The organism is Curtobacterium sp. MCLR17_036, assembly GCF_003234445.2.
Classification (GTDB): domain Bacteria; phylum Actinomycetota; class Actinomycetes; order Actinomycetales; family Microbacteriaceae; genus Curtobacterium.
This window is the reverse complement of the sequence record NZ_CP126269.1, coordinates 718,602-732,880: the sequence shown is the minus strand read 5'-3', so window position 1 is coordinate 732,880 and position 14,279 is coordinate 718,602. Positions and strand designations below refer to the sequence as shown.

Here is a 14,279-nt window from a genome sequence, read left to right as displayed (position 1 = left end):
GCGCTCAGACCCGCTCGGCGTCGACGATCGTCGGCAGCGGACGGTCGGTGTCGGCGACCCGTGTGATCCGCGCCACCACCGGCCGCATGAGCCGCGACGTCATCACCTTGTCCGCCACGCCCCGCACGGCCAGCCCGAGCCCGGTCTGCGGGTAGGCGAAGCGCACGATCCCCCGCGGGATGCCCTGCACGTCGTCGACGAGCGGGCGCATCCACTCGTCGAACGCACCGAGCGCCGCGTCGAGCGCCTGCCGGTCGAGCGGGCCCGACGACGTGTCGACGCGCGAGAGCGAGGCGGCGAGGACGTACCCGCTCGTGAGCGCGAGCGACGCTCCCCCACCGCCCATCGGCGTCACGCACCAGGCGGCGTCACCGATCACGCACACACGCCCGCGCCGCCACGAGGGCATGCGCACCTGGGTGAGCACGTCGAGGTACAGGTCGTCCGACGACGCGAAGCCGTCGAGCACGCGCTCGGACTCCCAGCCGGCGTCGGCGTAGCGCGCACGCAGTCGACGCACCAGTTCGTCGCGGTCCGTCCCGGTCAGGTCCTCATCGTCGCCCGCGAACGCCAGGATCGCGCGGGTGGTGCCGTACGGGTCGGGTCGCAGGTGCACCTGGCGCCCCTCGACGGCGTTGTACCAGCGCCACCGGTCGTCGTCGGCCTCGGTGCGCGGGATGGTGCCGAAGGCCATGGTGACCCCGAGGTCGCGGGTGTCCACGTCGCCGGGCGCACCGAAGACCCGGGCACGGGTGCGGGAGCGCACACCCTCGGCGACGACGAGCAGGTCCGCGTGGAGCACCCGACCGGCCGACGTCGTGACGGTCACCCGGCCGGTCGCGAGCCCGCCGTCGTCGACGTCGTCGATCTGCTCGCCGTACACGAACTGCACGCCGGCGGGCAGGGCGTCGAGGATCGTCCGCGCGAAGTCGCCGCGCAGGACCTCGAGCTCGGCGGTCGCCCCGTCGGTGCCGTCGGACGGCAGCTCGGCGCGGACGGCGCCGTCGCGGTCGACGAGCACGGTGCCGGTCTCGGTGGTGTTCACGGCGCGGACGGCCTCGACGAGCCCCATCCGCTCGAGCACCTGCCGGGCGACGCCACGGACGTCGACGTTCTGGCCGCCGTCACGGAACCGCGGGGCGCGCTCGACGACGGTGACGGACCACCCGGTCCGCCGGAGCCACCAGGCGGCCGAGAGTCCTGCGATGCTGGCTCCTGAGATCACTGCGTGCGGTGCGGTCATGGTCTGCTCCTGTGCTCGATCGGGGTCGGCGTGCTGCGGTCGCGCCGCGACCTCCGTGCTTTACAGTAAAGACACTCCACAGTAAAGGTTCCTGGATGCCCGAGATCGACCCGCTCACCACGGCCTGGTCCGACGACGAGGTCGCCGTCATGCACGCGCTGCGCGACTGGGCCGTCACCTTCGACGAGCTGAACCGGCACCTGTCGACCTGGATGCACCTGCCGGTGTCCGACGCGAACGCCCTCGGCCAGGTCGTGTGGGCCGAGCAGGCCGGCGAACCGATCTCGCCGGCGCAGCTCGCTCGGCGCATCGGCATGACCTCCGGCGCCACGACCGTGCTCGTCGACCGACTCGTCACCGCCGGCCACGTCGAGCGACACCGCGAGAGCACCGACCGCCGCCGCGTGACGCTCCGCGCCACCGAGGCGGCCCGAGCCGAGAACGGCCGGTTCCTCGCCTTCGCCGGCACCGAGATCGCCACCGCGCTCGTCGCGATCGACCCGGAGGAGGCACGCCTGGTGACGGCGTTCCTCGCCCGCATGACCGAGGCGGCCGCCACCGCGAACACCCGACTCGTCCGGTACGGCAAGGACACCGGTCAGCGCTGAGGCCGCGCCGCCTCCAGGGGCGACGTGCGCGTCGCCCGGCGCATCCGACCGGACCGCGCGACGGACGGGAGGCGCGTGGCGGCGCCGACCCGCGCCTCCCGTCCGCCTCGTGACGGGCTGGGTAGTGTCGTCGACAGGGGGGACGATGCGCGGACCTGACGACACGACATGGGACGTCGACGCCTGGTGGCGCTCGTCCGAGCGGGGCAGCGCCACGACCGCGCGGTTCCTCCGCCCGGATCCGTGGCCGGACGACTGTGTCGACCGCACGGCCACGACACCGGTCCGCCAGTACTGGCTGGTCGGCGGCTCGGACGTGAGCCTCTGCCACCCCGACCCGGATCTCCTGGTGCGCGAGGCGATGGAGCGCATCCCGATGGGCTACAAGGTGCTCCTGCTCTTCGAGCGGGTCGCCGTCGCGCATGCCGACGGCTCGGTGACCGACTGGGGGACGGACCCGGGCGACGACGAACCCGCGACCCGACCCGGTTCGGGATGGGTCCCGGGCTACGACCTGTACCCGCGGACGCCGACGTCACAGGAGAACGTCGCGTACCCGGGCCGCTGGCCGGCCACGAGCGCGGGTCGGGCGCAGGCGATCGAGGAGGCCTCCCGAGCCGCCGTCCGGGTCGGCCACGACCTGCCCGTCGGACGCATCCGGCAGTGGATCGACTGGCACTGAGGACCAGACCGCGCCGTTCACACACCAGGGGGCTCGTGTGCCGTCCCACGACCAGAGCGCACCGGTGGGCCCCTCGTCCGCCAGGAAGGTCAGCCGTGCCTGAATGACCGAGGCGGCCGCCACCGCGAACACCCGACTCGTGCAGCACCGGAAGGACGTCGACCCCCGAGCGGTACAGTCGACGCGAGGGGGATCATGAGCGAGCAGATCAACACGTGGGGTGGCAGCACGCCCACGAAGGACACCGAACCGCTGTTCGTGACGCGGCGTCCCCGGTGGCAGGCGGCGATCCTGCTCGTGCCGGGCTGGGCCGTCATCGCCGTCGCCGTCGTCGTCGCACTGTCCGACGCGACCTCGGGCGATGCCGACGCACTGACGTCGGCGGTGATCTCGCTGGTCGTCTTCGGCGCTGCCGGCGGCCTGCTCCTGCTCTTCGGCGCCCTCGTCAACGGCTCCCAGGTGCGCGGTCACGGCGACCGGCTCGAGGTCCGCACCGGCCTCGGCCGCTTCCGTCAGGTCGCGCCGAAGGACCTGGTGCGCCTGCGCCACGGCTCCCAGCGCACGAACGGCGGCGTCACCTTCATCAGCCTCACCGCCTGGAACGCCCGCCGGAAGAAGCAGTTCATGGTCTTCACCGGCTACCGCGGGTACGCCGAGCTGGCGGACTGGCTGGCGGCGAACCGGCCGGAGCAGTGGGCCGAGTGCGTCGCGGTCGGCGTCGAGGACTGACCGGGCCGACGCTCCGTAGGCTGGCTGTCCGAGAGGGGGCTCGCGTGGTCGAACAGGACAGGTCGAGTGCTGAGGCGGCAGCAGCGGACCGTGAGGACCGCGCCCGGCGCTGGTCGGTCGGGGTCGGGGTGCTCGCGCCGGCGACAGCGATCGTGGTGCTCATCGTCGCCGGGTACTTCGGGGTGAACGAGTCGTTGCGGCCGACCAGCAAGACGGGCGGGTTCGGGCTCCTCGGCACGTGTCTGCTCCTCGGAGCGGTGTTCCCGGCGCTCGCAGCGACGTCCTTGACGCGCATGCAGCGCGGGTCGGAGCGGAAGTGGTACGGCGGGATCGTCCTCGCTTGGTTGTCCGCCGGCGCGACGGCACTGCTCCTCGCCCCGACGTTCGTCACCCGTGCGGTACCCGCTGAGATCCAGTGGCGGCAGGCTCTGCAGCAGCCGCTCACCGCGTCGGAGGTGCAAGACCGCTCGACGGTGCGGGACCGGCTCGAGCAGGTGTACCGCAACGTCGCTGAGGAGTCCCCTGCCGAAGTGCCGGTCGACGACCCCGGGACTGGTTGGACGGGGTGGACGCAGGAGGACTGCGACTTGTCGAACGAAGGCGACGGAGCGAAGTGGTACGAGTACGTCCTCTTCGACCACCGCGGTGACACCGGTCTGCCAGCGCTGGACGCTATGGAAGCAGCCGCGAAAGCGCACGGCTACGACACGGAACGGGAGCGGCGCCCCGACTCCACCGTGATGTTGATCGTCACCACGACCTGGGGCACGGTCCGCGCCGACGCCGATGACCACAGCACCCAGGTGACCATCAGCGCTGAGACCGTCTGCGTTCGATGAGTTCGCCCGCCGTCGCCGTCGTCGTCGCGGTTTCCGACGCGACCTCGGGCGATGCCGACGCACTGACCCCGGGCTGACCCCGCCACGGGGCCGCGTCCGGTGCCGTCGTCGCGGTGACCACGGGGTCGCGACCGGACCGGCCAGGAGGCGCGACGCGCGTCGACGACGTCGGTCGCGCCTCCCGGGCGCCATTCGGCCACCCTGCGTCCTGGAGGTGCGCGAAAACGGTTGACCTTCGTCAACGACCTGACTATCGTTGACTTCTGTCAACTTCTCGGGCTGCAGCGTGGCAACCCTCCTCGATCTGGAGTCCCCGTGTCGCACACCCCGAACGAATCCTCTGTCGAGCACCCTCCGGCGCCGGCCGCCATGTCCCAGCGCCAGGTGCTCGAAGCGCTGTCCGGGCTGCTGCTGGGCATGTTCGTCGCGATCCTCGCATCGACCGTGGTCAGCACCTCGCTGCCGAAGATCATCGGCGACCTGGGCGGCGGCGAGAGCGCCTACACCTGGGTGGTCACGTCCACGCTCCTCGCGACCACCGTGTCGACGCCGGTCTGGGGCAAGCTCGCCGATCTCTTCAACCGCAAGCTGCTCATCCAGCTCTCCCTGGGCATCTTCGTCCTCGGGTCGGCCCTCGCCGGCTTCTCGGAGAACCCGGGCACCCTCATCACGTTCCGCGTCGTGCAGGGCCTGGGCGCCGGCGGACTGACGGCGCTCAGCCAGATCATCCTCGCCGACATCATCAGCCCGCGTGAGCGCGGCAAGTACAGCGGCTACTTCGGCGCCGTGATGGCCGTCGGCACCGTCGGCGGACCGCTCATCGGTGGCCTGCTCACCGACACGCTCGGATGGCGCTGGAACTTCTTCGTCGGCGTCCCGTTCGCCGTCGCCGCGATCATCCTGCTGCAGGTCACGCTGAAGCTCGTCGCACAGCCGAAGCGCGCGGTCTCGATCGACTACCTCGGCATCACGACCATCGGCGGCGGGGTCTCGCTGCTGCTCATCTGGATCACCCTCGCCGGCAAGAACTTCGAGTGGGTCTCGCCGACCTCGTTCGTCATGGTCATCGGCGCCGCCGTGCTCCTCGCCGCCTCGGTGTTCATCGAGCTGCGGGCCACCGAGCCGATCATCCCGATGACCCTGTTCCGCAACCGCACCTTCACGATGTCGGTCATCGGCTCGATCGCGGTGGGCATCGCGATGTTCGGCGCGACGGTCTACCTGGCGCAGTACATGCAGCTCGCCCGCGGCGCGACCCCGACCGAGTCCGGCCTGCTCACCATCCCGATGATCGCCGGTCTGCTCGTCTCGTCCACCGTCGGCGGCGCCCTGGTCACGAAGACCGGCAAGTGGAAGCCGATCATGGTCACCGGATCGGTCGCCCTCGTCGTCGGCCTCGCACTCATGGGCACCCTCCGCTACGACACCGCCTACGTCCTGGTCGCCGTGTTCATGCTCGTGATGGGCGCCGGTGTCGGCCTCGTGATGCAGAACCTCGTGCTCGTCGTGCAGAACACCACCGAGCCGCGCAACATCGGTGCCGCGTCCGCCGGCGTCGCGTTCTTCCGCTCCCTCGGCGGCGCGATCGGCGTCTCCGTCCTCGGCACCGTGCTTGGCACCCGTGTCTCGGACCTGATCGCGGACGAGCAGGACGCGCTCACGAAGGCGATCACCGCCCTCGGGGCGCGGGGCACCGACGTGGCGCAGGAGCTGTCCTCCGGCAGCATCCCCGCGGTGCGCCAGCTGCCCTCCGGCGTGCGGCAGATCATCGAGTCCGCCTACGGGCAGGGCGTCGCCGACGTGTTCCTCATCGCTGCGCCGATCGCGATCCTGCTCGTCCTGGCGATCGTCTTCATGCCGAACACCGCGCTCACCACGAAGACCGTGGCGGAGCGCAGCACGGACGACGGCCCCCTCGGCGGCTCCGCGCAGGACGTCGCCGGCATCGGCACCGTCACCGGTTCGACGCCGGTGGTGCAGTCGGACGACGCGCAGTCCCGCACGACGTCGACCTCCAGGCGCCCGTGACATGCTGCCGACCGTGGCCACCCCCGAAGCAGCCCCGAGCGACGCGGTCGCACAGGACACCGACGCCGCGCTCGACCGGCTCGAGCGACGGTTCGCCGTCCTCTACGCTGCGTACCGACAACGGTTCCGCGACCAGTCGGCCGCGGTCGACCCGGCGCTCCAGCCGTCCGGCTACCGCACACTCGTCGAGATCGTCCTGGGCGGGCCGGTCGCTGCCGGTGAGCTCGCCGACGCCCTCGGCTTCGACAAGAGCGTCCTGAGCCGGCAGCTGCACCACCTCGAGTCGCTCGGCCTCGTCGCGCGTGACCGCGACCCCGCCGACCGACGGTCGATCATCATCAGCCCGACCGCCGAGGCGATCACGCGCGTCGACCGCGTCCGCCGGGACGCCCGCGACGCGTTCCGGAACCGCCTCGGCGCGTGGTCGCCGGAGGAGGTCGACGAACTCGACCGGCTCCTCGGCAACTTGCTGTGAACTCGGGCACCCAGGTCGGTCCGGGCACACCGGTCGGTCCGGGCACACCGGTCGGTCCGGGCTCCCAGGTCGGTCCGGGCACACCGGTCGGCACTGCCCCGGCACCGTCGGGCTCCCCGGTCGGCACCGCCGCGCCGTCCTCGGGTCTCCGGGAGCGCAAGCGCTCGGCGACCCGGCGACGGATCGTCGAGGCGGCACGAGCGGGCGCCCTCGAGTGCGGCATCGAGGCCCTCACGGTGGAGGCCATCGCCCGCGCCGCCGAGGTGTCGCCCCGTTCGCTCTTCAACTACTTCCCGACCAAGGAAGCGGCGATCCTCGGGAGCCACGACGAGCACCGGCAGGGCATGACGGACGCCGAGTTCGACGCGCTCCCCGACGACCTGGCGGCCGCGGTGGCCACGGTCGTGACCACGGCCCTGGCCGACGGTGTGGAGGACCCGGACGACGAGCTGCTCCGCGCCGTCGTCCTCCGGTTCCCGCACCTGCTCGACACCTCGCGGGCACAGTGGAAGCACGCCGTGCGGGCCGCGACCGAGACCGTCGCCCGACTCCTCGTCGATCGCTCCGTCGCCTCCGGCACGGACGCCGCCGAGGCCGCCACCGTGGTGGTGGCGATGTGCGTCACCGCGGTCCGGGTCAGCCTGTCCACGACGGACCGGGACGGTGCGGACCCGGTCGCGATCGACACCGTCGCGGCCAGGATCCGCGCAGCGGCGCGGGTCGTCCTTGCCGACGACGGACGGTAGGAACGGTCCGCCCCCGACAGGACCGGTACGGCCGCCGACCTCGCCGGTCGGTCGTCGACGACGTCGCCGGTCGACGGCGGTGGCGGGCACCGATCAGCACCCGCCTCCGCCGCCGCCTCCGGGTCCGGGTCCGGGTCCGGCTCCGGCTCCGGCTCCGGCTCCGATCAGGAGGCGGTGAGGCCACCGTCGATGACGTGCTCCATCCCGCTCACGTACGACGAGTCCTCGGACGCCAGGAAGAGGACGAGCTTCGAGACCTCGTCCGGCTCCGCCATCCGGCGGATCGGGACGATGTCCGCGATGCCGCCGCCGTCGGCGTCGGTCGCAGCGGCCATCATCGGCGTCTTGATGTACCCCGGGTGGACGGAGTTGACGCGGATGTTGTCCGGTCCGTACTGCACGGCGACGTGCTTGGTCATGCCGCGCGAGGCGAACTTGCTGCCGACGTACGCGAGGTTCGGTGCACCGACGATCGACACCATCCCCGCGGTCGACGAGATGTTGACGATCGTGCCGCCACCGGCCTGCTGCATGGACGGGATGACCGTCTTCATGCCGTAGAACTGCGAGTGCTGGTTGACGGCGACGACCTTGAGGTAGTCCTCTTCGTCGAAGTCCACGGTCGGCTGGACCGGACCGATGATCCCCGCGTTGTTCACGAGGACCGTGACGGGCGAACCGAAGTGCTCCTCGACCTCGCTGACCACGCGCTTCCAGTCGCTCAGCGACGTGACGTCGTGCTTGACGAAGAGCACGGCCTCGCCGAGCTCGTCGGCGATCTGCCCGCCGCGCTGTTCGTTGAGGTCGGTGAGGGCGACCTTCGCGCCCTCCGACACGAAGCGCCGCACGTGCGCCTCTCCCATGCCCTGTGCTCCGCCGGTGATGATGGCGACCCTGCCGTCCAGCTTGCCCATGTCGAGATCCTCCGTTGGTCTCTCCGGCACGACCCTGTGCCGTGCCTCGTCGCCGATCGCGAACCGATCCGGCGACGGCGCCAAGCATAGTGGTACTCAGTGTCACAATTGCTGGACGAGCAGGGTCCGTGCGCCCCGGCGTGGGGACCACCCCGGACGGCGGGCCCTACAGTGGGGGCATGGCGGCAGCGATCGGATCCCGGGGACCCGGCCGCCCACCCGCCGCCTCCCGCGAAGCGGTCGAGCGGATCGCCCTGTCCCTGATGCTGCGCGACGGCTACGACGCGGTCAGTGTCGACGCGATCGCCGACGCGGCCGGCATCAGCCGGACGACCTTCTTCCGGTACTTCGGTTCGAAGCCCGGTGTCGTCTGGGCCCCGTTCGACGCGACGATCGCGTGGCTCCAGGACGGCCTGGGCGCGGACGACACGGGCAGCGAACCCCTGCGCGCCGTGCGCGAAGCCGTCGTCTCTTCCACCCGTCTCGCCATCGCCTCGAGCGACGTGTGGTTGGAGCGGTTCCAGCTCCTCGACACACACCCGTCGCTCCGCTCGGGGGCCCACGAGCACTGGGAGAAGTGGCGGCAGGCCATCGTCGACCACCTCAGGGGCAGCGTCGACGACCGCCCTGACACCACCGCGTCGATGGCCGTCGCGGGAGCCTGCCACGGCGTGTTCCTGGCCGAACTCCGGCACTGGCAGAACTCCGACGACGACCGCGACGGCCTGCTGCGTCGCCTCGACCACGGGTTGGCCCAGGTCTGCACGGCGCTGGCACCGCTCGTGGCGACGACCCGGCGCTGACGCCGCGCGGCCCGCCGGACCGGCGTCCTAGGACCCGATGCCCAGGTGTGCCCCGCCGGCGACGTCGAGGGAGACCCCCGTGACGTAGCGGTTCTCCGGGGCGGTGAGGAAGGTGATCGCGCTGGCGACCTCGTCGGGTTCGGCGAAGCGCTGCATCGGGAGCTGCGCGGCGCGGGCGTCGCGGGCAGCCTGGGCGGACCCGGACTGGTCGGCGAGTTGCGACCAGAGCGGGGTGTTCACCGGTCCGGGGTTGACGGCGTTGACCGAGATGCCAGCCGGTCCGAGGATCTTCGCCATCGACCACATGATGTGGAGCACCGCGATCTTGCTGGCGTTGTAGGGCAGGTAGTCGACCCGCGCCTCCTTCGCGGCCACCGACGACAGGAGCAGGATGGTGCCCGCGGTCCCGGCGTCGCGCATGGTGTTGGCGACCTCCCGGGTGATGGTGAAGGTGCCGGTGGCGTTGATGCGCATGATGCGCTCGAACTCATCGGTCGTGGTCACGAGTGGGTCCGGCGTCCCGCCGAGCACGCCCGCCGCGTGCACGAGGACGTCGATGCGGCCGTGCTCGGCGACGACCTGTCGGACGACGTCCGCGGTGCGCCGTTCGTCGGTGACGTCGAGTTCGAGGAACCCGTCGATGTCCTGGCCGTCGAGCGGGGCGCGGTCTGCTCCGACGACGAGGTCGCCGCGAGCACGGAGCGCGGTGACCACGGCGGCACCGATCCCGCCGCTCGAACCGGTGACGAGCGCGACCTGACGGTCCGCCGTCGGTGCTACTGCTTCGCTCTGCTGGACCATGTGCGTCCTTCCTGTTCCTCGGTCGGCAGCCCTGCCGCGGCGAGGATCCGATCGAGGAGTTGTTGGGTCTTCACTGCTTCCCACCCGGAGGTGAGGGGTTGCTGCCGGTCACGGACGCGGTCGAGGAAGTGGCGGACGGCATCCGCGAACCCGAAGCTCTCGGTCGCCGTCGCCCAGCCGAAGGCCTCGGGACTCATCGACCGCACCGTGCGGACGCCGTCGACCGTCACCGCGACGGAGTCGGGGGCGATCACCTCGGCGGAACGCATCTGTCCGTACGCGTCGAGCTTCTCGCCCCACGCACCGGCAGCACGCGCCGCCACGAGGACGCCGGTGTTCCCCGTCGAGAACCGGACAAGTGCCGCGGTGCCGTCCTCCTCCCACGGGTCCGTCCCCGCCGCCGCGGCCGTCACGTCGAGGACCTCCCCGCCGCAGAACCACCGGAGCAGGTCCACCATGTGGATGGCGTTCTCGAAGGTCGCCCGGTACTCCGAGCCCGCGCGGTTCTTCTGCGCGACGCAGAACGACGCACCCGACGCACCGAACGCCTGGTGCGCAGCGACGTAGACCGGGGCGAAGCGTCGGTTGAGCCCGACCATGAGGACCCGACCGTGCTCGTCGGCGAGTTCGGCGAGGCGGACGGAGTCGGCGGTGGAGGTGGCAAGGGGCTTCTCGCAGAACACGTCGACACCGGCACGGAGTGCACGCTCGACGGCCGCGACATGCTCGGAGCGCGGGGTGAGGACGAAGACCGCGTCGAGTGTCTCGGCCGCGAGCATCTCGTCGACGCTGCGGTACACCGCGCCGAACCCCCACCGCCGCTGCAGGGCGCCCGGGTCCTCACGCCGCGACACCAGCGCACGCAGCTCGACGTCGTCACGCTGCACGAGGGTGGGCAGCTGCGCGATGCTGGCGATGTTGCCGGCACCGACCACGCCGAGACGGAGCGCGGTCACGAGCGGACCCCGGCGCCCCGGTCGGCCTCGTGCAGCTCGAGCTGGAGCAGGAGGTTCCTCAGGTGCTCGGCACCCCGCCGGAACCCGGTCTCCGGGTCGTCGAGGTCCTGCGGGTGCCACCGGTACTCGTACTCGAGGGAGAGCACGTCGTCGTAGCCGACCTCGCGCAGGCGTCGGAGGATCCGCGACCAGGCGATCGAACCGTCGCCGACGACGCGCGACGTGACGGCGCGCTCCTCGGCGTGCACTCGAGCCGTCTCCGAGGCGACGAACGGGGCGTCCGGGTCCTTGAAGACGAGGTCCTTGACGTGCACGTGGCCGATGAGGTCCCCCTGGACGGCGAACGCCGCGTCGACGTCCTCGTCGTGCGTGAAGGTGAGGTTCGCCTGGTCGTAGAGGACCCGGACGGCGGGCGAGTCGACGGCCCGCACGAGGGCAGCCGTGTCGCGGGCGGTCTGGGTCATCGTGCCGAAGTGGTTCTCGGCGCAGAGCACGACGCCGGCGTCCGCTGCCGGGCCGGCGAGTTCCTGGAAGGAGCGGACGAGCTGCACCCAGTGCGCGGTGTGGTCCTGCTGGTCCGGCTGCCAGGCTCCGGAGTACACGCGCACACGGTCCGCACCGATCGAGTGCGCGGTGTCGATCGCCGACCGGAGTTCGTCCACCGCGCCGTTGCGGATCCGCTCGTCGGTGGCGTTGATCGCGGTCGTGTACGGGGTGAGCCCGACGATCGGGATCCCCTCCCCGTCCGCGACCCGGGCCGCTTCGGCCGCGGCAGCGACGTCACGGACCGGCAAGCCGCTCCGGTAGTCGTCCTGGTAGATGACCTCGGCGGCGTCCAGACCGGCGCGGCGGAACAGCCGGAGTGCTTCCGGCACGGTCTGGTCGGGTGTGCCGAGCGTGTGGCCGGCGATCTTCATGGGAGGTCCTTCGTGGTCGTGGTGGTCGTCGTCCAGTCGGCTGGTCCGACCAGACGTGGCGGGTCCTGCACCCGTGATCGGTCGACGAACTCGAGGATGAGTCCCCAGTCGGTCCGCGCGTAGACCCAGCGGTTCCCGGCGACCGCGGGGCTGTCGCCGCCGACCTCCTTCCGGTGCCCGAGCACCTCGACGCTCGGGTGCTCCGCGATGGCCTCGACGACGGCGTCGACGTCCTCGACCACGAAGCAGAGGTGGTGACCGCCTGCGTCGCTCGCACGGGGGAACACCGCGGACCGGTCCTCGCTCCACCACTGGAACAGCTCGATGTTGAGGTTCGGCGGCAGACGGAGCATGGCCAGCTCGAGGCGCGCGTCGGCCGGGACACCGAAGTGCAGCGGCATGAACGACGCATCGGGCCCCCGGGTGGAACGGTAGAGGTGCTCTGCTCCGAGCACCTCGGTGAAGAAGGCCACGGCGGCGTCGAGGTCGGGGACGGTGAACGCCGTGTGGTCCACCCAGCGCAGGCCGGGCAGGGTTCGGGAGTCGGTCATGATCGGGGTCCTGCGGTCGAGGATCGGAGGAGCAGGGTCGGTTGGAGCACCTCGTGTCGGACGGGGCCGCCGTCGAGCAGGCCCTCGCCGAGGTCGACCGCGATGCGTCCGAGGTCAGCGATGGGCTGTCGGACACTGGTCAGGCGTGGCGCGATGTGTGCACCGAGGTCGAGCCCGTCGAAGCCGACGACGGACACCTCGTCCGGCACGCGGTGACCGCGCGACTCGAGCTCGGCGATCACGGCGAACGCGACGGCGTCGTTCGACGCGATGATCGCGGTGGCGCGGACCGGTTCGGCGAGCCAGTGGTCGACGATGCCGGCGCCGAGCTCGACGCCGTCCGGAGCTCCGAGCACGAGCGGCTGGGTGCCGTGCCCGGTCGCGATCTGCTCGTACGCCTCGTGCCGGTCCTGGGCCGTGTAGGTGCCGACGATGCCCGGTGCGTACGCGATGGCACGGTGCCCGAGCAGCGCGAGGTGCTCGAAGGCGAGCTCCACGCCGCGGCGGCTGTCCACCGTCACGGTCGGGACCGTCGGGTCGTCCTCCACCCGGTCCAGCACCACGACCCGGTTCTTCGAGCCGTAGGTCCGCAACGCTTCGAGGTCGACACGGGTGGACGGGGCGACGATGCCGAACGGTGAGTACATGGCCTGCATCGCGTTGACGTACCCGGCCGTGGAGCTCCCCCCGTTCTCGGTCACGCAGAGGACGAGCTGGTAGCCCCGCAGTTCCGCCGCCGCGGCCGTCGCACGGGCGAGCTCGGCGAAGAAGGGGTTCGTGATGTCCGGGATGACCAGCGGCACGAGGGTGCTGGACCGGCGGCGGAGGGCCTGGGCGAGGGGGTTCGTGGAGTACCCGAGCTCGGCCGCGACCCGGAGCACGTGCTCCCGGGTCTGCGCCCGCACGGCAGTCGGGTTCGAGAACGCCCGGGAGACGGTCGAACGGTGGACACCCGCCGCCGCCGCGACGTCGTCGATGCTGGCGTCGGTCATCGCTGCACGCTCTCGATCCCGTCGACGTGCCAGATGCGGGCCATCGTGTCCTCCAGGTCGTCGAGCGTGGGCATGCCACGGAAGCCGTCGGCGAGCGAATCGGCGACCGCGTCGACGAACCGTGTGTAGAGCGGGTCGCTGTCGACGTCGATCACGGCCTGCTCGGTGACCCCGTCGGCCCCGGTGAACCGCGCCGTCCCGTCCGTGTCGATCGAGACGAACCCGTCCGTGCCGGCGGCGGCGAAGCTGCAGTAGCGCTTGGTGGGTGCGTCCGGGAAGGCGTAGCCGACCTCGATGACGGCCTCGGCGCCGACGTCGGTCGTGAGCACCAGTGTGGCGTGGTCCTCGACGGCCTCGCCGTGCAGTGCGTGACTCCGCGACCGGAGGGTGACCGCCGCCGGTCCGAGGTGCTGGAGCGCGAGGTCGACGAAGTGCGGGCCGAGGTTGACGAGCGCTCCGCCGCCGGCGCGCGCCGGGTCGAGCATCCAGGGGCTCCCGCCATGACGGTACCGGCTCGGCGGACCGGCGATGAACGACGCGCGCTCGTACCTGATCCGACCGGCCTTGCGGAGCCACCGATCGACCGGCCCGCCGCGTTGCACCAGAGCGACCGTGGCCGGGACGCCCGCGGCGTGTGCGGCAGCCACGACGGAACGGAGTTCCGCCAGGTCGACGCCGAGTGGCTTCTCCACGGCGAACGGGATCCCGCGGTCGACGAGTGCTCGACAGACGTCCGCCACCTCGTCGTGCGGGCTGAGGACGTAGGCCAGCTCGATGTCCGGGAACGCGAGCGCTTCATCGACCGAGGCGACGATCGGGGCGTCCCAGGCGGCACCGTCGGCGACCGCAGCGAACCGGGCGTCCTGGACGGCGAGCACGTCGTGCCGGCGCAGGACCGCATCGCGGTACAGCGGGGTGTGCCAGTGCGAGGCACCGAGGACGACGACACGGGTCCGGCCGGGTTCGCGGGGTGCGGGATCGCTGATCACGTGACT

General features: G+C 71.6%; 16 protein-coding genes. 8 read left to right on the top strand and 8 right to left on the bottom strand.

What is annotated here, in order from left to right; genetic code table 11:
- Positions 1-4: 4 nt before the first annotated feature.
- A complete protein-coding gene (locus tag DEI99_RS03510) occupies positions 5-1,243 on the bottom strand; it encodes an FAD-dependent monooxygenase (protein WP_111041228.1) in 1,239 nt (412 codons plus the stop codon).
- 95 nt (positions 1,244-1,338) lie between these two features.
- On the opposite strand from DEI99_RS03510, the gene DEI99_RS03505 reads away from it, so the two are divergent.
- The 7 genes from DEI99_RS03505 to DEI99_RS03475 all read left to right on the top strand — a co-directional run bounded on the left by DEI99_RS03505 (position 1,339) and on the right by DEI99_RS03475 (position 7,350).
- On the top strand, positions 1,339-1,851 hold the full coding sequence (locus tag DEI99_RS03505; protein ID WP_111041227.1) for a MarR family winged helix-turn-helix transcriptional regulator: 513 nt from the start codon (positions 1,339-1,341) through the stop codon (positions 1,849-1,851).
- Between the two features lie 145 nt (positions 1,852-1,996).
- The gene (locus DEI99_RS03500) at positions 1,997-2,533 is read left to right on the top strand and encodes a hypothetical protein (protein ID WP_181434388.1); all 537 of its coding nucleotides are present in this window, start codon (positions 1,997-1,999) and stop codon (positions 2,531-2,533) included.
- A 195-nt stretch (positions 2,534-2,728) separates the two neighbouring features.
- Positions 2,729-3,262 carry a hypothetical protein gene (locus DEI99_RS03495; protein ID WP_111041226.1) on the top strand — a complete coding sequence of 178 codons (534 nt, stop codon included), beginning with the start codon at positions 2,729-2,731 and terminating at the stop codon, positions 3,260-3,262.
- Between the two features lie 44 nt (positions 3,263-3,306).
- Positions 3,307-4,101 carry a hypothetical protein gene (locus tag DEI99_RS03490; protein WP_111041225.1) on the top strand — a complete coding sequence of 265 codons (795 nt, stop codon included), beginning with the start codon at positions 3,307-3,309 and terminating at the stop codon, positions 4,099-4,101.
- Positions 4,102-4,470: 369 nt separating this feature from the next.
- Positions 4,471-6,129, top strand: a complete 1,659-nt coding sequence (locus DEI99_RS03485) for an MDR family MFS transporter (protein WP_111041224.1) — start codon at positions 4,471-4,473, stop codon at positions 6,127-6,129.
- A 13-nt stretch (positions 6,130-6,142) separates the two neighbouring features.
- A complete protein-coding gene (locus DEI99_RS03480) occupies positions 6,143-6,604 on the top strand; it encodes a MarR family winged helix-turn-helix transcriptional regulator (RefSeq protein ID WP_220037123.1) in 462 nt (153 codons plus the stop codon).
- Positions 6,601-7,350 carry a TetR/AcrR family transcriptional regulator gene (locus DEI99_RS03475; protein ID WP_111041222.1) on the top strand — a complete coding sequence of 250 codons (750 nt, stop codon included), beginning with the start codon at positions 6,601-6,603 and terminating at the stop codon, positions 7,348-7,350. The genes DEI99_RS03480 and DEI99_RS03475 overlap by 4 nt, the downstream gene beginning before the upstream one ends.
- Before the next feature lie 164 nt (positions 7,351-7,514).
- On the opposite strand, the gene DEI99_RS03470 is transcribed toward DEI99_RS03475, so the two are convergent.
- The gene (locus DEI99_RS03470) at positions 7,515-8,264 is read right to left on the bottom strand and encodes an SDR family NAD(P)-dependent oxidoreductase (protein WP_111041221.1); all 750 of its coding nucleotides are present in this window, start codon (positions 8,262-8,264) and stop codon (positions 7,515-7,517) included.
- Positions 8,265-8,443: 179 nt separating this feature from the next.
- On the opposite strand from DEI99_RS03470, the gene DEI99_RS03465 reads away from it, so the two are divergent.
- A complete protein-coding gene (locus DEI99_RS03465) occupies positions 8,444-9,067 on the top strand; it encodes an acyl-CoA-like ligand-binding transcription factor (protein WP_111041220.1) in 624 nt (207 codons plus the stop codon).
- A 27-nt stretch (positions 9,068-9,094) separates the two neighbouring features.
- On the opposite strand, the gene DEI99_RS03460 is transcribed toward DEI99_RS03465, so the two are convergent.
- The 6 genes from DEI99_RS03460 to DEI99_RS03435 are packed head-to-tail and all read right to left on the bottom strand — an operon-like array spanning position 9,095 to position 14,273.
- A complete protein-coding gene (locus DEI99_RS03460; protein ID WP_111041219.1) occupies positions 9,095-9,868 on the bottom strand; it encodes an SDR family NAD(P)-dependent oxidoreductase in 774 nt (257 codons plus the stop codon).
- Positions 9,844-10,824, bottom strand: coding sequence for a Gfo/Idh/MocA family protein (locus DEI99_RS03455; protein WP_111041218.1), 981 nt, complete (start codon positions 10,822-10,824; stop codon positions 9,844-9,846). Before DEI99_RS03455 ends, DEI99_RS03460 begins: the two co-directional genes overlap by 25 nt.
- Positions 10,821-11,741: a sugar phosphate isomerase/epimerase family protein gene (locus DEI99_RS03450; protein ID WP_111041217.1), complete on the bottom strand. Its 921-nt coding sequence runs from the start codon at positions 11,739-11,741 to the stop codon at positions 10,821-10,823. The genes DEI99_RS03455 and DEI99_RS03450 overlap by 4 nt, the downstream gene beginning before the upstream one ends.
- Positions 11,738-12,292, bottom strand: coding sequence for a VOC family protein (locus tag DEI99_RS03445; protein WP_111041216.1), 555 nt, complete (start codon positions 12,290-12,292; stop codon positions 11,738-11,740). Before DEI99_RS03445 ends, DEI99_RS03450 begins: the two co-directional genes overlap by 4 nt.
- Complete coding sequence (locus DEI99_RS03440; RefSeq protein WP_111041215.1) at positions 12,289-13,284, bottom strand: LacI family DNA-binding transcriptional regulator; 996 nt, start codon at positions 13,282-13,284, stop codon at positions 12,289-12,291. The genes DEI99_RS03445 and DEI99_RS03440 overlap by 4 nt, the downstream gene beginning before the upstream one ends.
- The gene (locus DEI99_RS03435) at positions 13,281-14,273 is read right to left on the bottom strand and encodes a Gfo/Idh/MocA family protein (RefSeq protein WP_258369300.1); all 993 of its coding nucleotides are present in this window, start codon (positions 14,271-14,273) and stop codon (positions 13,281-13,283) included. Before DEI99_RS03435 ends, DEI99_RS03440 begins: the two co-directional genes overlap by 4 nt.
- Positions 14,274-14,279 lie beyond the last annotated feature (6 nt).